Genomic DNA, 23337 nt, shown 5'->3' with positions numbered 1-23337 from the left:
ACACGTCTCTCTGTGGGAGGTCTAACCAACGCTTTAAAAACCTGATTGAACATCCATGTCCCTCTGATTGGAGTCGAGAAATTTAGTTTTGGCATAGTGTTAAACTGCCCGAGGGCAATGGGGAGCCGCAACTGGGGTGAAGGCCTTTAAGCTCCTACCACAACTTTTTTCGGTGGGGACATGAGCATCGGAAAACTCGTGAGGACGCGGGATTTGGTTGTCCTCTGGAAGCTCAAGATAACGAGGGCGGCCAGCTACCTCAGCGTCGCCAACAGCTTCATGATACTCTTTGTCTCTGTCAAGGAGCTCTATTCCGTTCCCTGGAGAGCGGCATGGTCCTCCTTCCGCGAGTTCGTTGGCATCTCATACCTCCTTGCCATCATCGGCTTCATTATCCTGGCCCAGCTCGACTGGCACTTCATGTACAAGCGGGAGCAGAGCTACGTCCTAACCAGGAACCCCCTCCTCCCTGCCCAGTGCTTCACTGCCCGCTACCTTCTTGAGAAGGCAATCAAAGATGGCAGCATAATCGAAGAGGAGGCCAGAAAGGTTGTCTCCTCACTCGGGCTGGCGGGGTGTGAAAAGTGAACCCTCGTACAGTTGCCATGGAGGTAATGAACTCCGCTCTGGAAGCGGCAAATCCGTACGAGGCAGTTAAGCGCTCACTTTCCTTTGACGGAAAAGGAATAGAGGTGAAAGGTCACCATTTCGAGGTCAAAGGTAGGATTTACCTCCTAGCCTTCGGAAAGGCCGCCTGCGCAATGACAAAGGCCGTCGTGGACGTTCTCGGGAATAGGATCGAGGAAGGCGTTGTCGTTACGAAGTACGGCTACGCGGAGAGCTGCCCCAGAAAACCGGGCATTAGGGTAGTTGAGGCCGGCCATCCGGTTCCGGACGAGAACTCCCTTTTAGGGGCCAAACTCGGCCTTGAGATGGCCAGAAAAGTCGGTCCCCAGGATATACTCCTTGTCCTTATATCGGGCGGCGGTTCCGCACTCTTCCTTCTCCCGGAGGAGGGGATAAGCCTTGAGGACAAAATCAAAACGAATGAACTCCTCCTCAGGAGCGGGGCAAAAATCTACGAGATAAACACCGTAAGGAAGCACATCTCGGCGGTGAAGGGTGGAAAGTTGGCTAAACAGGTTGGGGGAACCCTAATAAGCCTCATCCTCTCGGACGTTGTCGGAGACCCTCTTGAGGCCATAGCCTCGGGCCCGACGGTGAAGGACCCCACCACCTTCCAGGACGCCTACAGGATTCTGAGGCTCTACAACGTCTGGGAGAAGCTCCCTGAGAGTGTTAGGAAGCACATAGAGCGCGGTTTGAGGAGAGAGGCAGAGGAGACGCTGAAGGAGGATTTACCGAACGTCCACAACTTCATCGTGGGAAGCGGGACGATAGCGTGTGAAGCCGCCAGGAGTAAGGCTGAAGAGCTCGGCTTCAATTCCGCTATATTGACTACTACCCTGGAGGGGGAGGCCAAAGACGTTGCCCTAGCCATAGGTTCCATAGTTCAGGAGATAGCCAGATACGACCGCCCGGTTACAAAGCCGGCCGTCCTCATAGCCGGCGGTGAGTGGACGGTCACTATAGGGGGAGAAGCCGGCCTCGGCGGTCCGAACCAGGAGTTCGCTTTAAGTATAGCGAGGAAGATAGCCGGGCTGAACGCGGTGGTTCTGGCAGTGGACACCGACGGAACCGACGGTCCCACGGATGCAGCCGGAGGAATAGTTAATGGAAGAACGCTTGAAAAGCTGAAGAAAGCGGGAATCGATGTGGAGGATGTCCTGAAGAGGCACGACACCTATCACGCCCTCGAAAAGGTCGGCGCGCTCCTCAAGACCGGCCCGACTGGGACGAACGTCAACTCGCTGGTGGTGGCCGTTATCCCGAAGGAGTGAACTCACAGCTCGACGAACTCCCAACCCCTCCGGTGGGTCTCTATACCCTCAGCCTTCACTCCAAGGCCCTTTATCTTCCCCTCCAATTCCCGCAGGAACTCCCCGAACTTCTCATCCTCTGTCAGAACCGCGTAGCCCTCCGGGTACCCCTCGCGGAGGAGCCTCTGGAACTCCCTGCCTGCCGCGCGGAGGTTGAGAACCTCGAAGAGGTAGTAGTCCGCGAAGTCCATGGTGTCCTCGACTATCGCGGAGACGTCCGTGATTTCGGGAATTATCGGGCTCACGAAGACGTAGGTTCTCAATCCGGCTTCCTTAAGGGTCTTGAGAGCGTTCACCCTCGCCTCGTGAACGGGCGTCAGCGGCTCGAAGAGCGCCTTTTCCCTCCCTGTGAAGCCGTTTATTGTGAGACCGACCTCTATGCGGTCGAAAAGCTTGAAGAGGTCTATGTCCCTGGTGACGAGCGGCGATTTGGTGAGTATCGACAGTTCGTTTCTCTTATCCATATACCGAAGAACGCGCCTCGTCAGCTTCAGCTTCGCCTCTACCGGCTGGTAGGGGTCGCTCACGGTGGACATCACGATACTTCCCCTCACGTGCTTCCCGGCGAGCTCGGGGGCGTTGGTCTTAACCTCAACCCAGCTTCCCCACTCTCCGTGGTCCTTCCACCTCGTCAGAAACTTGGCGTAGCAGTATTTGCAGGCGAAGGCACAGCCGGTATACTGGTTCACCGTCCAGTCAACGCCCGGAATTCTTGACCGGGTGTAGATGCTCTTTGCCCTTCGCTCGATAACCCGAACCTTCATAAGGGTCTTTCGTCAATTCTCCTTAAAAGGTGGTAGCATGAACCTGAGGGTTCGGAGGAGGCCTGTAAGGTACGCCCGCATCGAGGTTAAACCCGACGGTGAGGTCATTGTCACGGCCCCGGAGGGCTTCGACGTTGAAAGCTTTCTCCAGAGGAACTCCTCGTGGCTCGAGGGGAAGATGGCTGAAATAGACGGCCTGCGTGAGCTGGCTGAATCCGGATTCCCAGTCAATGGCGAGTTCTACGGAGTGGTTCGGGGGAGGAAAGCCCGAATTCACGAGCGCTTTAAGACGGTTGTCCTTCCGCCATACCCCGACGAACTCAGGGAGGAGCTTAAGAGATTCCTCCGGCCGAGAATAGAGGAACTCATTGAATCCTATGCTGGAAGGATGGGAGTATCCCCCGGGAAGCTCTTCATCCGCTCTCAGAGAACCAGATGGGGCAGCTGCTCCGGAAAGGGAAACCTCAACTTCAACCTCCGCCTTGCCGCCGTCCCCCCTGAGCTCAGGGAGTACGTGGTCGTCCACGAGCTGGCCCACCTGAAGCACCGCAACCACTCAAGGGCTTTCTGGGACTTTGTTTTATGCTTCTACCCGGATTACCGCCCCGCAAGGGAGGAACTCAATAAGTGGTGGGGCGTACTCGAACTCAACCCGTACTGGCGGTGGCTGGAGGGAAGGGAGTGAGGTTCGGCAGAATAGTAAAGTTCCTCCTTCTCTCGGTGGACGAAATCATAGTGGGGCTTTTCCTCGTCTGGGTGCTGCCGGGCTTCGGGGTTGAGGTTCCTCTATGGGCGGTGGCGTCTGTTATAGGCGTTCTAATCTTCAAGGACATCCTTGTGGCGCCATTCATCCTGCGCGGTGGCCTTAGCGCAAGGCCTAGGGCTGGCTCGGAGAGCCTGGTCGGAAGGATCGCCCTGGTCGTTGAGGATTTGGATCCGGAGGGTCTCGTGAAGGTGGACGGCGAGCTCTGGAGCGCGGAGTGCATAAAAGGAAGCGCTAGACGGGGAGAAGTTGTTAAAATCGTTGGTGTGAGCGGCTCTAAGGTTCTCGTGGAACGCCCAGAGCCCTGAGAGCCTCTACCAGATTCTCCGGCCGGTTGGTGGAAAATGAAACTGTCCAGCCCTTCTTCTGCCGTATCTTAACACATGCCTTTGCTGGAAGGGTGAAGTGGATCGTCCCGTAACAGCTCATCCAGCCCTTCCGAACCTCAAAGCCCGCTATGTTCTCGATAGAAACCGTCTTCCGGACTATGAGCCCGAAAAGGCCCCTTATTCTGACCTCACGCTCATCTATCTCGATTTTGATGGCCGCGACATCCAGAAGGAGAACTGAAATTCCAAGTGTGGTCGCGAGCATTATTCCAAAACCCTCTCCCGCATGATACGCACTGTAAAGACCCGCGAGCATCGCAAGGATTGGAATCAGCACGATGATCTGGAACGCCCTACTCGTAAGGGTCTCTTCGTATAGGGCCATGTTCTCATCGAAGAAACTTCTCGGTTAGAGTTTTAAATATTGCTTTCCAAATCCTCGGGGATAGCCATGGTAATGAAGATGCCAGTTGACAGGTTAAGTGATGAGGAAGTTAGGAAAATACTGACGAAATACCGGAAGATCGCCCTTGTCGGGGCATCACCAAAGCCGGAGCGCGACTCCAACGATGTCATGTGGTATCTCCTTGAGCGCGGCTACGAGGTCTATCCCGTGAACCCGCGCTATGAGGAAGTTCTTGGGAAGAAATGCTATTCGAACGTCCTTGAAATCCCGAATGAAGTCGAAATCGTTGACCTATCCGTGAGACCTGAGTTTACGATGGACTACGTAGAGCAGGCGATAAAGAAGGGCGCGAAAGTGGTCTGGTTCCAGTTCAATACCTACAACTGGGCGGCGTTCAAGAAGGCGAAAGAAGCTGGCCTTACAGTCGTCGCTCACCGCTGTATGAAGCAGGAACACGAGAGGCTTATCGGGTGATTCCAAGGAGCTCAGGGAGTTCTTTGGTGTTCGATTTTTTTTCAGAAGAACGAGAAGAGCAAGTTCGTGTTAGTCACTAGAAAAATATCTTCCCCCAAGATACTCGCCCCGTCCCATTTTTGCTTTCCTTCCAAGTTCTACTGCATCCTCCTCTGAAAGCTCGGAGTTCTTGAGCATCTCGTTGAGCCTTGCAGGGGTCTTTAGTCTCTCAGAGATAGTCTTTGCTATCAAGTCCGCCAGCTTCTCGTCCACACTCAGGGGCACCCTAACCACTATGTCTCCCACGTTATCACCAATCTTACTATTGCATTCCTCCCATAATGGTTTATCCCCTGTACCGCAGCACGTGGATGTCCCTGACAACCCTGTGCCTCTCCTCGTAGTCAAGGTATCTGCCAAGAATCTCAAAGCCGAGCTTTCCGAGCCACTTCCTTTCCTTCCTGTATATCCTACCGCCACTCAGCTTATACGCTGGGAAGACGAAAACAACCCTCCCGTTCCTCTTCAGCACGTTGGCAAAGCTCTCGAAGACCGGATAGTAGAAGCGGTCAAGCTCGTTGGCGAGTTTAATTGCTTCGCTCCTGCTAGGGTTCCCCTTGAGGGGCTTTCCAAGGTACGGCTCGGTGACTATCGCGTCGAACCTCTGCCTGAAGCAGTGCTTCAGTTTTCTCGCGTCGCAGACTTCTAAATGGGCCGAGTTCTTGAGCCTGAACTCCTTCCTAAGCCAGGTGAGGTTCTTCTTTGCCGCCTTAATCTGCTCCTCGTCGCGGTCGCTCCCATGGGCATCCAGCCTCTGCAGGACGAACTCCTGAACCACCGTTCCGATGCCGCAGAACGGGTCCAGAAAGCTCCCTTTTCGGATTTCCGTCAGGTTCACCATTATCCTTGCGAGCCTGGGCGGGATTGAGAGGATGGGCTTCTGAACAGGCCTCTCGACGTCGAGCTTCTTCAGCTCGAAGGGGTCGGTGACCTTAATGGTTTCTCCGACGAGGAAGCTCCTGTCTTCTCTGAAGAGGAAGACGAAGTCCTTGACCTCAGGGAAACCCTTCAGGATGAGCTCCGCTGGCATTGAGTAGGTCTTCGCAGGCTTGAAGAACTTGGCGGGCCCCTCCTCTTTGAACTCCCTCTTTATCTCGCTCCCGAGCTTCCTCCAGAACTGCCAGTCGTTCCTCCCATAGAGGCTAACCGTGAAGAGCTTGGCGTACTCGAGGTCTTTCAAAGCTTCCTCGCCCTCGCCGACTATCCGGACGAGCTTTAAAGAACCGCCGAGCCAGTAGAAGTACCTTTCAACTTGGGGAGAAGAGCCGAATAACAACCAGTAACGGCTCGACTCCATGGGTTTAACCTTTAGGCTGAATCTCTTGGCGAACGAATAAAATTCTGCCTCGCTGAGGACTGGATTCTTGCCAAAGATTACTGCGTACATGGAAAAGGCTTTACTTGCCCGTTTAAAAGCATTTGGGCCGATAATGTTAAGAACTCTAGTTTCGGAAGGTTATTACGGGGGTGGTTCATTGCTAACCTCTGAAATAATCGATACTGTTGAAGTCATACGCGATCCTTACCTCCGGGCAACGACCTATGCTAAAATTGGAGAGCGTCTCGCAAAGGTGAAGGACGCGAAGTTCAAACTTGTTTTTCTCAAGGCCATTGAGACGACCAAGGAAATCGAAGACCCAGTTAAGATGCTTAGGGCTCTTCTTTCAATAGGTTACTCGATGAAAAAAGCCGGACTAAACACATCGAAAAAACTTTACCTTAGGGTTGTTGAGGATTCCAAGGCATTTCCCTCTCCCGTGCGTGACGATCTCATGGCCCTCGCCGCCAGGTACATGTTGGGCCTCGGCGAGATAAGCGAAGCGGTTATGTACGCTGTAGAGATAAAGAACCAGGAGCTCAGGGACAGCATTCTCCTTCAGATCATCCGCAGAAACACCTCTCTTATAGGAACGGAGCGCGTTAAGGTTGCATACAGAATAAGAAAGAGCAAAATGGCGCTGGAGCATGTATCCTCCGAACCCTACCGTTCCAAGGCAATAATTGAGATAATGAAATCCTACTTCCTCATGGGGAGTTACGAGAACGGGATTGGGGCTATCAAGGAGATTAACGTAAAGGAATGGGCAAAGCAGGCTTTCAAAGAGGCCCTCTTCTTCCTGAAGGAGAGGGATGTCATTGAAAAGCACGTCCCGGCTTTGAAGGCCCTCGCAAAGGAACTCGTTGAGAAGTTTGGGGACGATTTCAAGGTCGAACTGGCGATAGCGTTTGCCATTGCGGGTGAGCCTGTCGAGGCCGCTGATCTTTTGAGAAAGTTCGGGGACGGCAACGCCATGGTGGAAACTGCCCTCAAGCTTGTGGACGTTGCTCCCAGGGCCCTGCCATCGTTCATCCGCGTTCTGAACTCCAAAGAGGCCGCAGAGGTTGGCCGCGCAGTTATGAACCACTTTTTGGAGAGGCCCGACGACGGGGACTGGGAGACTATACGGGCTATATGGGAGCGCTCGAAGGGCGAAGAAGTTCGTGTTAAGATAGCTAGGTATTCCCTTGTCAGGGGTGACGTGGAGGGTGCCATGAAGGTCGCGGAGGTCATAAAAGACGAACGCCTGCGCTCGGTCGTCCTGGCGGACATCGCCCACCGGCTACTTAAGATGGGTGACGTCTCAAAGGCAGTTGACGTTGCCCTCGGTGTGAGGGATCCGCGGTTCTCTTCCATCCTCGTGGCTGAGATACTCCTGAACGCCCTCGACAGGGAGATAAGCGAGAAGGTGGTCGTTAATGGAAAGGCTAAGGATTATGATGCGAAGGGAATCTAAGGGAGACCCCATTGATTACGTTAAAGATTTATCCTCCGCGATCCTGGAGGGCAAGCTCGTTGGTGAGGAAGTCCTCTTCAGGGATGCGGTCGGTGAAATCTACAACACCCTCCGAAGGGAACTTTTTGAGGGTAAATCCAGTGATTCCAGAAGAGAAAAGCTCGTAGAGGCTTACGAGCTTGCGGTGATCCTGCGCTACCTCGTTCAGGACGGCGTTAAAACCTCAAGGGAAATACTCGAGGAGCTGGTTAAGGTTCTCTCATAATCCATCGACAAACGTTTAAACTTTTCTTCCCATTTTAAAGTGGTGGTTCCATGCTCTTCACGATAGATGTTCCCACGAGGGAAGGGTTCCAGATCCTGGACATAACGGATGAAGTCCAGAAGAAGGTCTGGGAGGGCAAGCTGAAGCACGGGATTGTCGTTGTGTTCACAAAGCACACCACAACCGGCCTCATGATAAACGAGCCTGAGGAAGGCCTCCTCCAGGATTTTAAGAGCAAGATGAAGGAACTCGTGCCGAAGGGTGCCGACTACCTCCACGATAGGATAGACCACAACGCCCACAGTCACCTCAGGGCCTCGCTTCTCCTGAACTCCGAGCTGGTAATCCCCGTTGACGAGGGGGAGCTCCTCCTTGGGACGTGGCAGAGAATACTGTTCGTCGAGCTCGACGGACCGAGGCACAGGAGGGTTCTCGTGATGCTCTGCCCCTGCCAGGAGTACCCGGAGGAGTGAACATGAGGGCGTTCATCTCGGTAGACCTTGAGGGGTTGCCCTACGTGACCTCTCCGCTCCACCTCCGGCCGGGGACTCCGCTCTACGATGAAGCGAGGGAGATAGCCACCGAGGTCGTTAACATTGCCGCTGAAGTCCTCTACAGCAACGGCTTCGATGAGATAACCGTTGCCGACAGCCACGGGCCAATGGTGAACGTAATACCCTCAAAACTTCCGGAGTACGTGGAACTCGTTAGGGGCTATCCCCGACCTATTAGCATGGTTAGCGGGGTGGAGGGGAGCGATGTTGCACTTTTCCTGGGTTATCACGCGAAATCAGGAACAGGAAGAGCATCCTTCGACCACACGTACAGCAGTGCCACGATAGACTGGATAAAGGTAAACGGCGTAGAAGTCAGCGAGTTTCTCCTGAACGCCTACGTCCTCGGGAAAAAGGGAATTCCAGTTGTCCTCGTGGCGGGGGATAGAGTTCTCCTGGAGGGGGACGTGAAGGTTCATGCCCCCTGGGCGGTGAGGGTACCGCTGAAAGATTCCATTTCAAGGTACTCTTCGAAGAGCCCCAGCATGGCTCAGGTTAGAGCTCGCCTGACCGCGGGGATAACAGAAGCCTCGATAAAGTTCAGCGAGGGTGAGATGAAGTCCCTAACCACGGAAGAACCCGTTAACGTCGAAATCCGTTTCCTTGGAAGTCACATGGCGGACACCGCTGAGCTCCTTCCCTTTGCTGAGAGGCTCGACGGGAAGAGGGTGGCCTTTCAGGTGGAGACGGTCGAGGATGCTTACAGGGTAATCCAGCTCCTCTCGGTAGCGGCCTACGGAACGTCCTCCTTAGTGGGATGAGAAACTTTTTCAGGCTCTTTTCCATAACTTTTCTTGCCCCCTGGAAACCGCGGGGGATGAGCGCGAGGCGAGCCGTGAGTCCCCTTCGCTCCCAGGGGGCACACCACCGAAAATTTTATCGGAAGAAACGCAACTTTTCAGTTGATGAAGATCGTTAAGGTTCCCGGGAACGAGAGGTTCGGCGTCATACCTTATGGCACCCCTCCTCAGGTTGAGCTTGACATCGATGTGACACCCAGGAAGGGTGAGCTGGTTCTCCGAATCTCCAACCCCAACACTGTCAAGGTGGAGATTACCAACGAAGTGGAGCTGTACGAGTATTTAGGTTTCTGGCATCGCAGGGATCCCGGAATTGTTTTCGTGGAGAGGAGAATCGTCCTTGTGCCCGGAGAAACTGTTGAGCAGAAGCTCCCGGTCGAGCTTCCCCCCGGCAGGTACAGAATCGTTAAATTCGCCTACGTCGAGGGGGCGAAGGTGAGGGTGGAGAAGGAATTCACCGTCCGTTAGCCCAGAACCGCCGCAGATAGAGCCTCATTCTGGCGAGGTCGACCGGTTTTATCCCCTCCTTGAGCCAGTCCGGGAAGTCCTTTTTGATGTTGCTCCACATGGCCCTGTAATCGAGGATCACTATGCTCCCCTTCTCCTCTGCCGAACGGTGCACCCTTCCCGCTGCCTGGACGAGTTTCCTGTGCGCTGGTAGGTAATAGCCGTAGTAGCGCCCCTTTCCAGGGAACTTCTTCTCAAAGTACCTCACCTGGGCCTCGGTCCTAGGGGTCGGGCGTGCGTACGGCAGACCCACCAGGATGACCCCGTTCATCTCGTCCCCGGAGTAGTCCTGCCCCTCGCTGTTCCTGCCCCCCATCACGCCGAGCAGAACCGCCCCGTTGGCCTTCGCGTGGGCCTTGAACTGGGCCACCATGAGGTCGTTCTCCTTGGAGGAAACCCCCTGTTTTTCGATGAAGACCGCCTTTCCGGTCTCCTCAAGCCTCACCTGGAGGTTGGTTGAGAGCAGCCCCTGCAGAACCTCGTACGAGGCCGTGAAGACCCCGACGTTCTTGGGGATTATCTTCGCGGCCTCCACTATGTAGTCTGCCGTTCTCCTGTACACCTCAAGCGACCTCTCGGCCCCCCTCGTGGAGACGTCCTTGGCGACGAGCACGAGGGCGTTTTCCCTCTTTATCATCCTCGGGAACTTCCTCAGCCTCGCGTTGCTTACTCCCATAACGTCGCGGAAAGCCTCGAGCGGTGTGAGCGTCCCGGACATGAAGATTGCACTCTGGACGTCCTTTATGAAGCCCAGGGCCTTTGAAGGGTCGAGGGCGACGAGCTCAAGGCTCAATCCCCTGTCTCGCGTCATCAGAAAGAGGTAATCGTCCCTTCCAATGAGCGAGAGCCAGAGAAGGAGGAACTCACCGGTTCTCCCGATGTAGCTCCTCGGGGGCTCGTTCTTGTTTATCCTGTCCTCCCTTATGGAGTCCCCAACCGAGACCATCTCGTTGAGGGTTTTTACCAGGTAGCGGGCGTTGATTCCGAGGACGCTCAGAACGTGGGAGAAGACGAGCTCCGGCTGAATCGGGGTCTCATGAACGTCCCTGTTTGAGAGCTTTTCCTGGAACAGTATCTCAAGCCCCCTGCCCAGTATGCTCAGGAAATTCGCTATCTCGTTCTCGCCATACTCGTCGGCTTCTTTTATCGCCCTGTTGAGGGTGTGGATGCTCAACCTGTCGCTCAGGGCCGATATCGTCTGGTCAGGGAGGTTGTGAGCCTCATCGAATATTACTATCAGGTCTTCGTACTGGAGGCCCAGCCCGTCGAGGAAGGCTTTCCTTATGCCGGGGGAGATCATGTAGAGATAACTGGCCACTATGACGTCGGCTTTCTCCGCCACCTTTCTCGTCAGGTCGTATGGGCAGAGCTCAAGCGTTTCGGCGTAGCTCAGTATCTCGGAGGGGTGACTGGGTTCCCGGAGGAAAAACCTCGCCACTTCCTCAAATTCCTCCTTTTTCTTCTTCTCGTTCTCGTAGAAGGGGCACTTGCCGCTCTTCTTCAGGTTCTTGCATACGACCATCGCGGTGTATGCGTCGCCCGTGTACTCGCGCAGGTAGTTGTGGAGGCAGAGCTCCTTCCTGCTCCTCAGCTCCACCCCGGAAACCGGGCTCTTGCCGTTTATCGCCTTGAGCTCCTCGATGACCCTGTCCATCTGACGGTGGGTTCTTGCTAAATAGAGGACTTTGTAGCCCATCTCTTTCGCATGGGGAAGGACTCCAGCCAGAACACTTATCGTCTTTCCAAAGCCCGTTGGGGCCTCGATTATAGCGTTCTCTCCGTTTCTCACGACGTCATCAACGATCCGTATGAACTCCTCCTGGTGCGCCCTTGGGCTCTCGTACGGGAAGTACTCCATGGGTTCTCTCCTCTCCATTCCATCACGACTGGAACTTTTAACCCTTTGCCAAAACTTTTTAACTATCAGCCCAATCCAGCTACGATGGTAAAAATGAGTGAGTGGAGCATTGAGGACATTGACTGGGGCAAACTGGTGGAATACGCGATCGAGGCCCTCCTCATCGGCTGGTTCGTCTATCTCTTTGCATATCAGAACTACCTCTTATACCACTGGCACAGAGGGATGACCCTCCCCTCCAAGACCCCTTCTCTCTTGGCGGGGATAATCTCAGGTCTCGCTTTCTTCGCCTACGAATCATACAAACTCCTCAAGCCAGCTGGAAGTAAATCCCCAGGTGAGATTTCCCCCGGGATTTCCTCTACTGGGGTTTCTGAGGCCAATTCTGAAGCCGAAGAAAGAGAAACAAACATAGATATAAACGGAGACGACAAAGAAAGCGGAGAAAGCAGAGAAGGAGAGGAGCTCAGAGCTTCAGGTTCGGAATCTCCTCAAGAACCTTGACGGTCAGCTTGACCGCAGCGTCGACATCGCGCTCGTCAACAACTTCCGTGTTGGAGTGGATGTAGCGCGCCGGGATACTTATGCCGCCGCTCGGGACGCCCTCCTTGTTGAGGTGAATGACTCCAGCGTCCGTTCCTCCGCCGGTCAGGATGTCCCACTGGTAGGGAATCTCGTTCTTCTTCGCCAGCTCCTCCATCCAGCGGACGATGGTCGGGTGGCAGATAACGGAGCGGTCCATAATCTTTATCGCAACTCCCTTTCCAAGCTGGGTTATCTGCTTGTGCTCCGGCGTTCCTGGAACGTCGGCAGCGATGGTAACATCAAGGGCGAAGCCGTAGTCCGGGTCGATGCCAAATGCTGAAACCCTCGCGCCCCTGAGGCCGACCTCCTCCTGAACCGTGCCCACGAAGTAGACGTCGGCGTCGGTCTCGGTCAGCTGCCTGGCGGCCTCAACGAGAATGTAAACCGCTATCCTGTCGTCGTGAGCAAGGCTTATCAGGCGGTGCTTTCCAAGCCTCTCAAGTCTTCCGTCCCAGGTGATGACGGTGCCTATCTTAGCGCCCATCTCCTCGGCTTCTTCCTTGCTCTCGGCGCCGATGTCTATGAAGACCTGGTCCCAGGTCGGGGCCTTGTTCCTCTCCTCAGGCTTCTGAATGTGTGGGGGAACGCTTCCGCCGACACCGTAGACGAATTTCCCTGGGCCGACCCACACCTTGAAGCGCTGGGCTATGAGGGTCCTCGGGTCAACGCCGCCAACGGGGGCAACACGGAGGAAGCCGTTCTTCTCAATGTGGGTGACCATGAGACCGATCTGGTCCATATGGGCCGCGAGCATGACCTTCGGGCCCTTCCCCTTCTTGTGGGCTATAACGTTGCCCAGCTTGTCAACCCTTATCTCATCGACGTAGGGCTTGAAAGCCTCAATTACGGCGTCCCTGACACCGTAGTTCTCAAAACCGGAGACTCCTGGGGATTCTATGATTTTTTTCAGGAGTTCAAAATCAACCATGGCTTTCGCCTCCTTTAGATTCTCGTCTTAATGTTCCTGCGGAGATATTTAAGGTTTTAGGTGGGGTAAATCCTCACCCCCATCGCCCTCTCTCCGTTGTCGTAGATCTCCCTGATTTTGAAGAGATAGGCCGGCGTCCTGCTCCAGTCCCTTGGCTTCTCCGGTCTGTGGAACGTGTCGTGGACGGCGTTGGTGTACTCCCAGACTTCATCATCCTCATGAACTTCAACCTCACACCGAACCTCATAGGAAGTGCTCGGAGGAGTGAAGAAGAGCACAGTCGCTTCTCTGCTTCCTCCCGTGACGTTCGTCCACGTGTGCTTTTTGGCAAGTTCGAGGGACACCAGCTTGGTGAAGTCAACCTTCTCCCTCACGTAGATCTCGTTGAGGAGAAAGCTGAGGGCTTCCCTGGGGGTGTAGGGCCTCTTAAGCTCATCCCTGAGCTTCTGGAGGGTTTCTTTCAGGTATCCCTCCTTGTGAATGAAGCCTATCCCCTTGATCGACCCGTTCGGCCCGGCCCCTCCGCAGGTTATTATCGCCGGGTTGTGCCTCGTGAAGCCGAGCAGAACGGAGGGGTCAAACTTCCCCTCGGCCAGTTTTCTTATTCCAGCCACCCTCTCCTCGAAGGCATATTTGATGAACTCCTCCGGTATCATTCTATCACCACGGGGAATTGCCCCCAAAGTTAAAAACGTCTTTCGGTGTAGTTTTACCATGACGGAACCAGTGCTGCTAACCCTTAACATCGTTCCGTGCACCTTCATCGAAAGACTCAACCGCTTCGTCGCCCTTGTCGAGGTAAACGGCGAAACCAGGAAAGCCCTAATCACCAACACCGGCCGGCTGGAGGAGTTCATGGTTAAGGGCAGAAGAGCCTTCTGCACGTCTAAGGGCGGCGGAAAGACGGACTTCGTTTTGGTGGCCTTTGAGGAGCCCGGTGGAAAGGGAGCAATAATAGACACGAGAACGCAGGCAAGGGCCTTTGAAAGGGCCGTTGGGCTCGGTTTGGTTCCCTGGCTAAAGGATTGTTCCATAAAGAGGAAGGAAATAACCGTTGGAAAATCCCGTCTGGATTATCTCTTCGAGTGTCCCAGCGGTGAAATCTACGCCGAGATGAAGAGCGCCGTCCTTAGGAGTGGCGAGAGGGGAGAGTACGCGATGTACCCCGACTGCCCATCGGTGAGGGGGCAGAAGCACATAAGAGAGCTCATAGGCCTTTCAAAGGCTGGAGAGGGGGCGATGATATTCTTCATCGGTGCGATGCCCGGCGTTGAGAAGTTCAAACCCTACGCGAAGGGGGATCCAGAGATAGCGAAGCTCCTAAAAGAGGCCAAGAAAGTGGGGGTTGAAATCCATGCACTGAGCATTGCGCTGTTGCCCAGCGGAGAGATAACCCTGGAGAGTCCAGAATTGGAAATTGAGGTGTAGGCAGTCAGATGGCCTTAACGCGCCTGGCCACCTTTGGCCTCGGCTTGTAGAGTATCTTGCTGCCACAGTAGGGGCAGCGGACTTCCCTCGCGGTTTCGAGGTCGAGCTCTACCTCCCTTCCACACTTCGCACAGCGGTAAATAGCCTTCACCATTCCCATCACCCGAAGGGAAAAGGATCAGGCCTTCGAAGCGACTATGCGCTTCGCGACCTTTCCGGCCGGGGTGGTTGGCAGGTAGGCGCCTCCGGCGAAGGTTGCACCGCACTTCTGGCACTGCCATATGCCGGTGCTTATTCTCCTAACAGCCTTGCTGCCGCAGACTGGGCAAACGTGCTTCTGCTTCATTTTGGCCTCAACGGCCGCGACCCTTCTCCTTATCTTGAGACCGTACCTGGGACCGAACCTTCCAGCGGAACCAACCTTAGTAGTCCTTCCCATGAGCATCACCTCTGATAATTAGCCTTTAACACTCCCTGAGGGACTGAAGGGTTTTTCTGGGGACGTTTTATAAACCTTTGCATGGACCCCTTGCAGAGTTTTGAGGGAAAGGCAAGAAGGGTTGTGATGGGGGGAGTGTTGTACGCGGAAAAAGAAAGAAAAAGGAGGAAAAGTATTCCAAGAATGAGCTTCTTCGACATCTAACCCTCTCAATTGGCCGGCCACTACCTCACTATCCGGTTATGTTTGCTGGGATGCCCGTGCCCTCCACCGTGGAGTATGTGTGTGGAAGTTCTGTTTTCATGGATATACCCTTCCAATATCTAGTGAGGGCCATAAAGCCGGCGTGAGCCCCTGAGCCGTCAGGGTTTTCATAGTACACCAAACTAATAAATGCCGTTTGTGCTTCTCTTATGGATTCAAGAGCTCTAAGCCCAGTACTCACGGTTTTGTCTGTCAAGCGGAAAGGTCTTAAGTCGGTCGCCTTCCCGCGCCCTGTGATTCTGACATTGCCAGGATAAAGAGCATCATACATAGAGGTTTCGTTGTTGACGGTGACTTCGGCGTACCATACAAAATTTTCTCCGGGGTTTTCCTCCAAACTTGGGATGGCCAGTACCTTTCCTGGGCCGACTGACCCGTAGACTGCATCTCCCCCCACGAGTCGTATTCTCCCGACCCATAATTCTCTCCCAGCCCAGCAGGCAGTAAGGCTCCTCAATGGTTTATCCCGAAATTCCCCGTTCACATCCTCCACTCTCGGGAATTTTGGTGGGTTCTCTTTTGTGTACCATCTTCCGTTGAAGAGGAGTGCTGGTGTCTCTTTGGGTGTTTTTTTGAGGAGTTTTAGGTCGAGTGCTAGTGGGGAGTAGTTTAAGGGTGTCTCAACGCTTTTAACGTTCCTCCATGGCAAAATTGGGTTCTCTGAGTTGATAGCGTAAACCTTCAGCTTTTTGGATTCTGGATCATAGGTTGCAAACTGCCAGAAGCCTGTATCGTGGTAAACGGCAATGAGTTGCTCGTTCTCTGGAATCCTCGCCATTTTATAAGCCCTAACTGCTTGAGGGAGAGAGTTAAGATAAGCCAAGTACCCGATCAGGAAAAGGAAAAGAATGGAAACAGCGAAGAACTTTCTTTTCAATTTAACCCCTCCTAATACCTCCAAAAACACCACTGGGTGCCTATTCCTCCTTCTCTTATAGTCCCGTTTGCGTAGATGGTGATAGTGGGGATTAGAAAACACCTCTTGTCCCTCTTAGCACCCCTTGCTACTTTTTCAAACGCCTCTTCTGCGTTGGGGTTTACATATATCCCAGTTGAGTTTACAATGATACCTCCGAGGAATGCACAGTACTTGTTTTCCAGTTTGCTGGCGAGTTTCGAGTAATGAGTGCCGTTGAAGGCTTCTAGCTCCAATACGGGGGAATAACCCTCCACTCTCCCCCAAGGATAGATTACCTGCACCAGATCCCGGCTTTCGTTATGCGGTTTAACTATGAGCCACGTGCCCGAGCAGTCGCAGTCCTTGTAGTATTGAAATATTAAGACCCCTTCAGTAGGCGCAGTCCTCACAAGTTCAAGGTTTCCGGGGGATTTTATGGGAGTATCTCTGAACGTTGAGTTTACTAGCTTCATAGTTTCGTTGTCCAAAGCTTCTCCAAGTTTTATGCATCCGCCGGGGTATTCACTCAGTTCATTCCCCTTGGGAACGTAGATCCACGTTGAGTACTCTCCAGTTGGTGGAGTCAGTTCTCTAAAGCTCTCTATCGGCGCGCTAATCGTGGAGTAATCCAAGATTGTAGGGTAGTTTTTCGCATGCCTGTTTCTGGGGTCTACTCTGAGCTCAACGAGTTCGTGGTTTCCGTACAGGTAAATCTTCCAGTGGTATTCCCCTTGAAGGATGAATCCCGGTTTGATCGTGTACTGCACCGCGATTAAACTGTAATTTTCGCCCTCGTATGTTTTGAGGTAGTGCTCGTAGATGAATCCTGGATCTTTCAGTTGCTCGTTCTCTCTGTAGAGGTAGTAAAACCCACCCGCAAGCAAGAGGAATATTAAGGTGAGGGAAAGCCATGTTAATTGCCTCACCCCCAGATCACCTCCATGAAATAGCTGACTCCTGTGTAGGGGCCTGTTTTGGGAGTAAATTCCGAGGTTGGAGTAAAATCTAAGTAAATTTTGTTCTCAAGAACTAATGTTTTCATACTGCATGGGATGCTTCCCTTAACATTAAAGTCCTTTTGTGGGATGCACGCTTTTATCTTCAGGTTATCGCCGGTGAGTATCTTGTAAACAGTCTCCCACGCTGATGAGTGCCATATTCCTGGATCTACTTCATCGCTATTTTCGTTTGTTCTGGTAGTGTTCCCCCATTGATCCGTAGTGTAGGGCTTCCAGTCACCGTACGTGTTGTTTAAATACTTGTGAAATTCCTCATAATCTTTGGGAGTGCTCAGCTCACTCCAGACCCAATCATTCTTCATAACTGAGTCAGGAGCTGCATAGTACACATCCCTCTCGGGATAACATGCAAAGTCATCGCACGTTATATAGTCCCAATAGTAAGAGTTCCCCCGCCAGTCCATGTACTCGTCTCCAAGCCAGAAGACATAGTGTCCGAGCTCGTGAGCAAGCGTTCTACCCCAGCGCACGTCGTCCATTTCACTAATCCCTCTTGGAGGGGTTAGTCGAAGGAACTTCTTAGACATCATGGCGTTACCTCCCCTCAAAAGGAAATTCTATCTTCTCCAGCATGGTTTTCCATAGTCATATCTTTTCACACTCCCATCGCTGTAAATTGTGATTTGGGAAACCATTCTGCATTCTCCCAGTTCAGCAACAATGTTCCAAGGATCGGGATTAAGGACGACTTCCCCGCTCATCACGAGGATTCCCCAAGCTGACTCAAAGTACCGGGAAATATTGGTTAGGGGTTTTGTGCGCCCAATCTGGGGCAAGTTAAGCCTTGGAACATAGCCGTAGACAGTGCCGATTGGATACTCTATTTCTATAACGTCATGAGTGCTATTGTGAGGCAGAATTTTCAATACGAACGATGATGCACACTTGCCTTTCGATGGAAATACAAGATATCCTCCAGTGACGTTAGTGTGTCCCAGCCTTACGAGCTCCCAGCCATCCCCCAGGACAGCCTTGCACTCTGGACAGAGGGTTATGAATTCCCGACAGGGGATAGATTTTAGAGTTCCTTCAAAAATCCTTATTGTGCCATTGGACTTTACTAATAGTCCCTCTTTAACACCCTTGAGGTTCCCAACTCTTTTTGCTTCAAATGAGAGGGGCGAATAGTCAGCGTACGTTTTAACGCTTTTTTCGTGGTGCTCCACTTTTGGGATTATGTTCCCCTTCAGCTTGAGGACGTGAAGTGTTAGGGTTCCGTTTTGGTACTCCGCTATCCTCCACTCGTTCCCGTAGTGTTGCATGAGAATTATCCCCTCATTAATTCCCGCATTATTTAGAACACATGAAGGCGTATTGAAGCAAGTGGTAGCTTCATGTCGTTCCCATAATACTAATGAAGATGCCAGTAAAAGGAAAAAGACGAGAGAAAGTGCGAGGAGTGTTTTCCTCATCCCCAGACCACCTCCATGGAGTTGATTTCAGTCCCGTCTGAAGCACCATACTGTCCCCCTTCCCCACGTTCTCACCGTGCCGTTCTTCAGGACTATTACTTGGTCAATGGCAAAACACCGTTTTTCCTTTATTGCTATAGATACGGTTCTGTTGAATATTTCCTGGGCGTGAGGATTAACGTAAATGCCGGTAGCGTTGACGAGAACGCACTCCGTAACCGTGCTGGTGTGATTTCTAAGTTCCTTCAATAGGTGCAGGTAGTCCTCACCGTTGAAAGTGGGTGCTTCCAGAGGCTTTGTAAATCCTGAGGCGTTGCCGTGAGGATAGAGAACCCTCACTTCATCCTGGCTTGGGATGTAAGGAGTGATGGCCATCCAGGAGCCCTGGCAGAGCGGGCTGTTTGATGTCGTGAGGGCAAAAACCCCGCCAACCGTCGTGTTCACTACATCGAGCCATTTCCTTCCCCGTAGGGATTGAAGGAGTTTGAGGGTCCTGTTGTCAAGGGCCGCACTTAGATTAACACATTTTAGCTTATCTTCCGAGTACTCCTTTAGCCTGTTGCCATCTGGAAGATATGCCCTAAGTATCACTCCCTCCCTGTGCACTGGGATTTCTTTGATCGAAGCGAGTGGAAGGCTTAAGGTTGAATAGTTTATGAGTGTTGAGATTTCTTTCTTGGCTGTTTTTCTGGCGCTTATTGCGAGTTCTATCAACTCACCCTTCGGGGAGTAAAGGTAGATGTCCCAGGATGGTTCCAAGGGGAAGAAGAGCGATCCTTTGTTCAGCTCGAACTGTGCTCCCAAGATAGAGCAGTTCTCTGCCTCATAGGGTTTGAGGTAATGCTGGTAGATGAATTCTGGATCTTTCAGCTTCTCGTTTTCAGCGTGGATATGGTAGGCCCAGCCCCCAATAAAAAGAAAGATCAATGCGAGAGAAAACAGTGCAAAGCGTTTCATCCCCAGACCACCTCCATGAAGTAGCCGACTCCAGTGTAGGGGCCTATATTGTCATCGTCTATTTTTCCGCTGCCTGGAATTCCGGCTAACTTGTACGCTCCTCCCGCCGTTGAGAGCTCATGGTAAGTGTAAGCGTTGTACGCAAAAAAGGAAAGGAGGAGGACGAGAAGAAAACTGAGGATTACTAGGTCTTTCCTCATCCCGGTATCATCTCCTGTAAGACCGTCAATGCTTGGATATTTTAGTGGCGTCTGGCGCACCATATTGTTCCCCTTGCCCATGTTCTTACCGTGCCGTTCTTTAGGACTGTTACTTGGATCACTTTGAAGCACTGCTTTTCCTGTAGTGCTTTTTGCACCAGTTGATTGAAAATCTCCTGGGCGTGAGGATTAACGTAAATGCCGGTAGCGTTTACTAGAGTGCCTTCCACGTCAACACATGGGCTCTCATCAACTTTCTTCAGAAGTTTGGAGTATTCATTCCCTTGAAAGAGTGGCAGGTCCAGTGCTCTCACCAATGCACTTGCATTCCCGTGCGGGTAAATGACCTTTACAAGATCGTGAGTTTCATTGTACGGCTCAATTACCATCCAGGTGCCCTCGCAGAGCGGATCATTTGATGTCGTGAGAGCCATGATTCCGTTCACGGGACTGGTGTTTTCAAGGGTTAACCACTCGTGGCTTCCAACCGCATTAACTCCGTGGACTGTCCTGATCAGTTTGAAGGTTCCGTTGTCGAGGATTTTTCCCATGCTCACGCATACTTTCCTGAATTTTTCGTAGTCACTTGGAGAGTACGCTATTAGTTTTCCCTCCCCAGGCAGGTAAACTCTCTCCCTGAATCCTTCCTCGTATTTTGGCAGGTTTTTGACTTGGTTTACTGGCGCTGTTAAACTCGTGTAGCTGAGGATTGTTTTGAGTTCTTCTTTGCTCATGCCTTTGGGAATTATAGTGAGCTTGACGATCTTTCCAGTAGGATGATAGAGGTAGAACTCCCATTTTGGCTTCCAGGAGGCTATCATTGAACCTTGGTCTAACTCGAAGTAAACTCCAAGGAGGGTGTAATTCTCTGTTTCATATGGCTTGAGATAGTGCTCGTAGATGAATTCCGGGTCTTTCAGCTTCTCGTTTTCAGCGTGGATGTGGTAGGCCCAACCCCCGATTAAAAGAAAGATAAAGGCGAGGGAAAGCAGTACTAAGTACTTCATCCCCAGATCACCTCCATAAAATAGCCAACGCCGGTATACGGGCCAGTTTTTGGAATGTAGCTATCCACATCTTTGATTTTGATTTCTATATTGTTGGAGATCTTTTTATTGAATCCAACTGCAATTCCCTTCCTATCAGGATCTTCTACCCATATTATCCCTTCCCATAGAGTTAAGACTTTGTAAAGGGTATTCCACGCAGCTTCATGTCTGACGGAGTTCGAATATTCCTTGTAATTATATGGATCTCCCCATTGGTCTGTCAAGTGATCCATCCATCCTTCTCTGAATCTTTTTTTCAGCATGCTCTCAAACCTTTCATAATCTGTGACCCAGCTCACTTCACTATATCTATGGGCATTATTCATGATGGAATGGGGAGGTACGTTGTTAGTATAGAACCACCATGCATCACTTTTGAATATCATCTCCAGAGGATTAGACATGTCATGGATATCAAAAAGATCGTAGACGTAGTATTTTCTGCCTTTCCAGTCTATATACTCATCTCCAAGGATAAATACGTAGTGACCTAGTTCGTGGGCGATAGCTCTGCCATAGTCTGCAGATCCAATTTTTACTTTGTCTGTTGCAAATTTGGAAAGAACACATGCCTCAAGTTGATAGATGGGACAACTTAGAATACACTCTTGTATGTACTCGCCGAGATGATCCATATTTCTCAGGGGTGATGCGAATTCCCTAGGCATCTCAATACTCACTTTGGCTTTGAACTTGTCAGGAATGCCCGCATCTCGTCGTATCCAGTAACCTCCCACAGTCGTTGTTTGAGGCCAGTTATCAGAGCCCCAATCATAAAAGTTGGCGCTTGAACTGTTTACTCTCACGTCCGCATCCTTCCAGTGTCTTTTATCGTCCCATATTTGCACGCTGGTTATCATCGCGTACCCGTCAGTGTAATCGTAAACAAAATCACTGGCCTTCCTGATACCGTAAAGCAGGTTCTTCTTGTCCTCATCACTCAAAGGCCACTCCGTGGAAACCTTGAGGCTAATCCCGAGAATGTCCTTCTTCGCAGGATCCTTGCCTATCAACTGCTCGACCGCGTTGGGAACGCCATCACCGTCGTAATCCATCGACTCATCGTCCCAGAGTTTATCGCTCGGGTCAAACCTCCATGATATGCCTTTCTCTTTAAGCTCCTTGTTCAACTCCACTTCCCGCCAGAAGGGAATCAAGTCAGGATCGTTTGGAACGATGACAAACCATATCTCGCCATCAGGGTAATCGCTTGAGGAGTACGTTACAACCGTCTTGGAGAGCTTCACTTGACCAGCTTCGGTTAACGCCTCGGCCGAGACATTAACTGGCATTAGCCCTCCTTCGGCCACGTCCGGCTTTGCTGGTAGCTTTATAGGGCTGAGCTTGATCGTTCTCGCCCCGTAAGTGTTCACGAGGGTAACGTTTTTAACGGTTCCATTGGGGAGCAGGATTTGGACTACCATCACCTTTCTCGGGTTTTCGATGAGGATCTGGTTTCTCCTTGAGCCCCATCTTACTTCACTCGCTTTTGTTGAGGAATGAACACTCAGGATTTCCCCTTTTATCCCGTTCTTTTCGAGGATGCTCTGGTACTTGGAGTATACTTTCACGTCCTTGTCCGGGTTTCTTGGTCCGATCCCGCAGGAGCCGTCGCCGCATCCGCTTAAGTGTCCGTAACCGTAGTACTCCCATTCATCGCCGGGGTAATCATCACCGCTCCAGGTTCCGGTTTTAAGGTTGTAGTATATGTTTGCCTCGTATCCCGGCCCTGGTGAAACGTCCATTTCGTCTATCTTCCCGTCATCGTCTCTGTCGTAGAGGTTGAAGGTTATTGGGACGGTTTCCTTATCGTCTGGAACGTCGAAGGTTGCTTTTGCTATTGCATATTTATTGAGATAGTCGATTAAGTTGGAGCCGCTGACGAGGGGCTTGTTATTCTTGTCGCTGTCGTCCTTGTTGTCGGTTAGGAAGAGGGTTTTTGTTTGCCCGTTGACTGTGACTTTGAGGCTCATGTCAGCCGCGTTGTGTCCGACTGTTGCACTGTCAACGTCTTCTAGGGCTCTTGCCCGGAGAATGTAGACTGTTACCGTGTAGTTTCCGAGGGGGTTCATGTCTTGGGAGTCTATGATTCCATCCCCGTCGGTGTCTTTGTTGTATGGGTTCGTGCCGTAACTGTTTTCTTGTTCGTCGAGAAGGCCGTCGCAGTCCCAATCCGAGTGTAGGGTAGTTGTGAGGGTTTTTGAACTGCTTCCCGTGGGATTCTCGACTTCTGCTTTGAACGTGTGGGTTCCTGATTGAACTGAGAGCTTTACCGTCTCCGTTACTGGAGTGTACGGGTCGACTTCGGTTCCTACGGTGACGGCGAGGTTTCCGTCGACGTATATCTTGAGTGTTCCCACACCAGTGATCCCGCCGTAGTTGTTGAGGGTCACGCTTACCGTGGTTTTTCCGCCGCATGTTATGGGCTGAACTTGAATGTTCGTTATCACGAGTTTTGGGAGGCTTGGTGTTGGCATGAATTTGGGGTTTTCGGGTTTATTGAGGGCCATGACTCCCCCCCACGCTTGATAGTAGGAGGAGAAGGGTCAGTATGGATAGGGTTCTTTTCCACTCTTTCATTGTGGCATCCTCCGAGAATACTCAAGAATAATTAATGTTCCTATATTATTTAAAACTTACCAAAACACTCAAAGTGATAAAATTAGGGGTACTTAAAAAGGTCTC

At 52.0% G+C, this 23337-nt stretch carries 30 protein-coding genes; 12 read left to right on the top strand and 18 right to left on the bottom strand.

The window, feature by feature from the left end:
• Positions 1-180: 180 nt before the first annotated feature.
• The gene (locus E3E29_RS07860; protein ID WP_167910436.1) at positions 181-588 is read left to right on the top strand and encodes a hypothetical protein; all 408 of its coding nucleotides are present in this window, start codon (positions 181-183) and stop codon (positions 586-588) included.
• Positions 585-1901: a glycerate kinase gene (locus E3E29_RS07855; protein WP_342764692.1), complete on the top strand. Its 1317-nt coding sequence runs from the start codon at positions 585-587 to the stop codon at positions 1899-1901. Before E3E29_RS07860 ends, E3E29_RS07855 begins: the two co-directional genes overlap by 4 nt.
• A gap of 2 nt (positions 1902-1903) precedes the next feature.
• Here E3E29_RS07855 and E3E29_RS07850 read toward each other — a convergent pair whose 3' ends face one another.
• On the bottom strand, positions 1904-2704 hold the full coding sequence (locus tag E3E29_RS07850; protein ID WP_167910435.1) for a radical SAM protein: 801 nt from the start codon (positions 2702-2704) through the stop codon (positions 1904-1906).
• Between the two features lie 37 nt (positions 2705-2741).
• Between E3E29_RS07850 and E3E29_RS07845 the strand changes: the two genes are divergently transcribed.
• Together E3E29_RS07845 and E3E29_RS07840 are read left to right on the top strand one after the other, a co-directional pair.
• Entirely contained in the window at positions 2742-3389 is a 648-nt protein-coding gene (locus E3E29_RS07845; protein WP_167910434.1) for a M48 family metallopeptidase, read from the top strand.
• A complete protein-coding gene (locus tag E3E29_RS07840) occupies positions 3386-3775 on the top strand; it encodes an NfeD family protein (protein ID WP_167910433.1) in 390 nt (129 codons plus the stop codon). Before E3E29_RS07845 ends, E3E29_RS07840 begins: the two co-directional genes overlap by 4 nt.
• Here E3E29_RS07840 and E3E29_RS07835 read toward each other — a convergent pair.
• Positions 3744-4181, bottom strand: a complete 438-nt coding sequence (locus E3E29_RS07835) for a hypothetical protein (protein ID WP_167910432.1) — start codon at positions 4179-4181, stop codon at positions 3744-3746. The two genes, E3E29_RS07840 and E3E29_RS07835, sit on opposite strands and share 32 nt — an antisense overlap.
• Before the next feature lie 66 nt (positions 4182-4247).
• On the opposite strand from E3E29_RS07835, the gene E3E29_RS07830 reads away from it, so the two are divergent.
• Positions 4248-4676 (top strand): CoA-binding protein, encoded by a 429-nt coding sequence (locus E3E29_RS07830; protein WP_167910431.1) that lies wholly within the window; start codon positions 4248-4250, stop codon positions 4674-4676.
• Positions 4677-4745: 69 nt separating this feature from the next.
• Here E3E29_RS07830 and E3E29_RS07825 read toward each other — a convergent pair whose 3' ends face one another.
• On the bottom strand, positions 4746-4961 hold the full coding sequence (locus E3E29_RS07825) for a hypothetical protein (protein WP_167910430.1): 216 nt from the start codon (positions 4959-4961) through the stop codon (positions 4746-4748).
• 40 nt (positions 4962-5001) lie between these two features.
• Positions 5002-6102: a TRM11 family methyltransferase gene (locus E3E29_RS07820; protein ID WP_167910429.1), complete on the bottom strand. Its 1101-nt coding sequence runs from the start codon at positions 6100-6102 to the stop codon at positions 5002-5004.
• A gap of 88 nt (positions 6103-6190) precedes the next feature.
• On the opposite strand from E3E29_RS07820, the gene E3E29_RS07815 reads away from it, so the two are divergent.
• The 5 genes from E3E29_RS07815 to E3E29_RS07795 all read left to right on the top strand — a co-directional run bounded on the left by E3E29_RS07815 (position 6191) and on the right by E3E29_RS07795 (position 9576).
• Complete coding sequence (locus tag E3E29_RS07815) at positions 6191-7489, top strand: prenyltransferase (protein WP_167910428.1); 1299 nt, start codon at positions 6191-6193, stop codon at positions 7487-7489.
• Positions 7452-7754 carry a hypothetical protein gene (locus E3E29_RS07810; RefSeq protein WP_167910427.1) on the top strand — a complete coding sequence of 101 codons (303 nt, stop codon included), beginning with the start codon at positions 7452-7454 and terminating at the stop codon, positions 7752-7754. Before E3E29_RS07815 ends, E3E29_RS07810 begins: the two co-directional genes overlap by 38 nt.
• Positions 7755-7804: 50 nt before the next feature.
• Entirely contained in the window at positions 7805-8227 is a 423-nt protein-coding gene (locus tag E3E29_RS07805; RefSeq protein WP_167910426.1) for a secondary thiamine-phosphate synthase enzyme YjbQ, read from the top strand.
• Between the two features lie 2 nt (positions 8228-8229).
• Positions 8230-9069 (top strand): M55 family metallopeptidase, encoded by an 840-nt coding sequence (locus E3E29_RS07800; RefSeq protein WP_167910425.1) that lies wholly within the window; start codon positions 8230-8232, stop codon positions 9067-9069.
• 144 nt (positions 9070-9213) lie between these two features.
• Complete coding sequence (locus E3E29_RS07795) at positions 9214-9576, top strand: immunoglobulin-like domain-containing protein (RefSeq protein WP_167910424.1); 363 nt, start codon at positions 9214-9216, stop codon at positions 9574-9576.
• Here the strand turns inward: E3E29_RS07795 and E3E29_RS07790 are convergent.
• A complete protein-coding gene (locus E3E29_RS07790; RefSeq protein ID WP_240922819.1) occupies positions 9563-11491 on the bottom strand; it encodes a helicase C-terminal domain-containing protein in 1929 nt (642 codons plus the stop codon). The two genes, E3E29_RS07795 and E3E29_RS07790, sit on opposite strands and share 14 nt — an antisense overlap.
• A gap of 66 nt (positions 11492-11557) precedes the next feature.
• Between E3E29_RS07790 and E3E29_RS11845 the strand changes: the two genes are divergently transcribed.
• Positions 11558-11977: a hypothetical protein gene (locus E3E29_RS11845; RefSeq protein ID WP_240922818.1), complete on the top strand. Its 420-nt coding sequence runs from the start codon at positions 11558-11560 to the stop codon at positions 11975-11977.
• Here E3E29_RS11845 and E3E29_RS07780 read toward each other — a convergent pair.
• Both E3E29_RS07780 and E3E29_RS07775 read right to left on the bottom strand, forming a co-directional pair.
• Positions 11940-12986 carry a M42 family metallopeptidase gene (locus E3E29_RS07780; RefSeq protein ID WP_167910423.1) on the bottom strand — a complete coding sequence of 349 codons (1047 nt, stop codon included), beginning with the start codon at positions 12984-12986 and terminating at the stop codon, positions 11940-11942. The two genes, E3E29_RS11845 and E3E29_RS07780, sit on opposite strands and share 38 nt — an antisense overlap.
• 56 nt (positions 12987-13042) lie before the next feature.
• A complete protein-coding gene (locus E3E29_RS07775) occupies positions 13043-13642 on the bottom strand; it encodes a hypothetical protein (protein ID WP_167910422.1) in 600 nt (199 codons plus the stop codon).
• A 58-nt stretch (positions 13643-13700) separates the two neighbouring features.
• Here E3E29_RS07775 and sfsA point away from each other — a divergent pair, with 58 nt between their 5' ends.
• Positions 13701-14414: a DNA/RNA nuclease SfsA gene (gene sfsA, locus E3E29_RS07770; protein ID WP_167910421.1), complete on the top strand. Its 714-nt coding sequence runs from the start codon at positions 13701-13703 to the stop codon at positions 14412-14414.
• A 4-nt stretch (positions 14415-14418) separates the two neighbouring features.
• Here the strand turns inward: sfsA and E3E29_RS07765 are convergent, their stop codons facing one another.
• From E3E29_RS07765 to E3E29_RS07715, 11 genes are read right to left on the bottom strand one after another with little or no spacing between them, the layout of a single operon-like run.
• Complete coding sequence (locus tag E3E29_RS07765) at positions 14419-14568, bottom strand: DNA-directed RNA polymerase subunit P (protein WP_167910586.1); 150 nt, start codon at positions 14566-14568, stop codon at positions 14419-14421.
• Positions 14569-14592: 24 nt separating this feature from the next.
• Positions 14593-14853 (bottom strand): 50S ribosomal protein L37ae, encoded by a 261-nt coding sequence (locus E3E29_RS07760; protein ID WP_167910585.1) that lies wholly within the window; start codon positions 14851-14853, stop codon positions 14593-14595.
• 5 nt (positions 14854-14858) lie between these two features.
• The gene (locus E3E29_RS07755) at positions 14859-15053 is read right to left on the bottom strand and encodes a hypothetical protein (RefSeq protein ID WP_167910420.1); all 195 of its coding nucleotides are present in this window, start codon (positions 15051-15053) and stop codon (positions 14859-14861) included.
• A gap of 32 nt (positions 15054-15085) precedes the next feature.
• Complete coding sequence (locus E3E29_RS07750; RefSeq protein WP_240922817.1) at positions 15086-15994, bottom strand: hypothetical protein; 909 nt, start codon at positions 15992-15994, stop codon at positions 15086-15088.
• An 11-nt stretch (positions 15995-16005) separates the two neighbouring features.
• A complete protein-coding gene (locus E3E29_RS07745; protein ID WP_167910418.1) occupies positions 16006-16941 on the bottom strand; it encodes a hypothetical protein in 936 nt (311 codons plus the stop codon).
• The gene (locus E3E29_RS07740; RefSeq protein WP_167910417.1) at positions 16938-17564 is read right to left on the bottom strand and encodes an ImmA/IrrE family metallo-endopeptidase; all 627 of its coding nucleotides are present in this window, start codon (positions 17562-17564) and stop codon (positions 16938-16940) included. Before E3E29_RS07740 ends, E3E29_RS07745 begins: the two co-directional genes overlap by 4 nt.
• Before the next feature lie 27 nt (positions 17565-17591).
• Positions 17592-18446, bottom strand: coding sequence for a hypothetical protein (locus tag E3E29_RS07735; protein WP_167910416.1), 855 nt, complete (start codon positions 18444-18446; stop codon positions 17592-17594).
• A gap of 27 nt (positions 18447-18473) precedes the next feature.
• On the bottom strand, positions 18474-19403 hold the full coding sequence (locus tag E3E29_RS07730) for a hypothetical protein (RefSeq protein WP_167910415.1): 930 nt from the start codon (positions 19401-19403) through the stop codon (positions 18474-18476).
• Positions 19400-19666 carry a hypothetical protein gene (locus tag E3E29_RS07725; RefSeq protein WP_167910334.1) on the bottom strand — a complete coding sequence of 89 codons (267 nt, stop codon included), beginning with the start codon at positions 19664-19666 and terminating at the stop codon, positions 19400-19402. The genes E3E29_RS07730 and E3E29_RS07725 overlap by 4 nt, the downstream gene beginning before the upstream one ends.
• Entirely contained in the window at positions 19645-20610 is a 966-nt protein-coding gene (locus tag E3E29_RS07720) for a hypothetical protein (protein WP_167910414.1), read from the bottom strand. Before E3E29_RS07720 ends, E3E29_RS07725 begins: the two co-directional genes overlap by 22 nt.
• On the bottom strand, positions 20607-23162 hold the full coding sequence (locus E3E29_RS07715) for a hypothetical protein (protein WP_167910333.1): 2556 nt from the start codon (positions 23160-23162) through the stop codon (positions 20607-20609). The genes E3E29_RS07720 and E3E29_RS07715 overlap by 4 nt, the downstream gene beginning before the upstream one ends.
• Positions 23163-23337 lie beyond the last annotated feature (175 nt).

The sequence above is a fragment of the Thermococcus sp. Bubb.Bath genome (assembly GCF_012027595.1).
Taxonomy (GTDB): Archaea; Methanobacteriota_B; Thermococci; order Thermococcales; family Thermococcaceae; genus Thermococcus.
Note: the sequence above shows the minus strand (reverse complement) of the source record. Positions and strands in the feature narration are given on the sequence as shown.

Excerpts from the sequence above, each read along its gene's own strand:
- E3E29_RS07805 (WP_167910426.1), top strand. The coding sequence starts at position 7,805 with ATGCTCTTCACGATAGATGTTCCCACGAGGGAAGGGTTCCAGATCCTG.
- E3E29_RS07735 (WP_167910416.1), bottom strand. The coding sequence starts at position 18,446 with ATGAGGAAAACACTCCTCGCACTTTCTCTCGTCTTTTTCCTTTTACTG.
- E3E29_RS07725 (WP_167910334.1), bottom strand. The coding sequence starts at position 19,666 with ATGGTGCGCCAGACGCCACTAAAATATCCAAGCATTGACGGTCTTACA.
- E3E29_RS07860 (WP_167910436.1), top strand. The coding sequence starts at position 181 with ATGAGCATCGGAAAACTCGTGAGGACGCGGGATTTGGTTGTCCTCTGG.
- E3E29_RS07760 (WP_167910585.1), bottom strand. The coding sequence starts at position 14,853 with ATGGGAAGGACTACTAAGGTTGGTTCCGCTGGAAGGTTCGGTCCCAGG.
- sfsA (WP_167910421.1), top strand. The coding sequence starts at position 13,701 with ATGACGGAACCAGTGCTGCTAACCCTTAACATCGTTCCGTGCACCTTC.
- E3E29_RS07795 (WP_167910424.1), top strand. The coding sequence starts at position 9,214 with ATGAAGATCGTTAAGGTTCCCGGGAACGAGAGGTTCGGCGTCATACCT.
- E3E29_RS07720 (WP_167910414.1), bottom strand. The coding sequence starts at position 20,610 with ATGAAGTACTTAGTACTGCTTTCCCTCGCCTTTATCTTTCTTTTAATC.
- E3E29_RS07800 (WP_167910425.1), top strand. The coding sequence starts at position 8,230 with ATGAGGGCGTTCATCTCGGTAGACCTTGAGGGGTTGCCCTACGTGACC.
- E3E29_RS07715 (WP_167910333.1), bottom strand. The coding sequence starts at position 23,162 with ATGGCCCTCAATAAACCCGAAAACCCCAAATTCATGCCAACACCAAGC.
- E3E29_RS07740 (WP_167910417.1), bottom strand. The coding sequence starts at position 17,564 with ATGATGTCTAAGAAGTTCCTTCGACTAACCCCTCCAAGAGGGATTAGT.
- E3E29_RS07835 (WP_167910432.1), bottom strand. The coding sequence starts at position 4,181 with ATGGCCCTATACGAAGAGACCCTTACGAGTAGGGCGTTCCAGATCATC.
- E3E29_RS07830 (WP_167910431.1), top strand. The coding sequence starts at position 4,248 with ATGGTAATGAAGATGCCAGTTGACAGGTTAAGTGATGAGGAAGTTAGG.
- E3E29_RS07810 (WP_167910427.1), top strand. The coding sequence starts at position 7,452 with ATGGAAAGGCTAAGGATTATGATGCGAAGGGAATCTAAGGGAGACCCC.
- E3E29_RS11845 (WP_240922818.1), top strand. The coding sequence starts at position 11,558 with ATGGTAAAAATGAGTGAGTGGAGCATTGAGGACATTGACTGGGGCAAA.
- E3E29_RS07755 (WP_167910420.1), bottom strand. The coding sequence starts at position 15,053 with ATGTCGAAGAAGCTCATTCTTGGAATACTTTTCCTCCTTTTTCTTTCT.
- E3E29_RS07765 (WP_167910586.1), bottom strand. The coding sequence starts at position 14,568 with ATGGTGAAGGCTATTTACCGCTGTGCGAAGTGTGGAAGGGAGGTAGAG.
- E3E29_RS07845 (WP_167910434.1), top strand. The coding sequence starts at position 2,742 with ATGAACCTGAGGGTTCGGAGGAGGCCTGTAAGGTACGCCCGCATCGAG.
- E3E29_RS07780 (WP_167910423.1), bottom strand. The coding sequence starts at position 12,986 with ATGGTTGATTTTGAACTCCTGAAAAAAATCATAGAATCCCCAGGAGTC.
- E3E29_RS07790 (WP_240922819.1), bottom strand. The coding sequence starts at position 11,491 with ATGGAGAGGAGAGAACCCATGGAGTACTTCCCGTACGAGAGCCCAAGG.
- E3E29_RS07820 (WP_167910429.1), bottom strand. The coding sequence starts at position 6,102 with ATGTACGCAGTAATCTTTGGCAAGAATCCAGTCCTCAGCGAGGCAGAA.
- E3E29_RS07850 (WP_167910435.1), bottom strand. The coding sequence starts at position 2,704 with ATGAAGGTTCGGGTTATCGAGCGAAGGGCAAAGAGCATCTACACCCGG.
- E3E29_RS07775 (WP_167910422.1), bottom strand. The coding sequence starts at position 13,642 with ATGATACCGGAGGAGTTCATCAAATATGCCTTCGAGGAGAGGGTGGCT.
- E3E29_RS07730 (WP_167910415.1), bottom strand. The coding sequence starts at position 19,403 with ATGAAACGCTTTGCACTGTTTTCTCTCGCATTGATCTTTCTTTTTATT.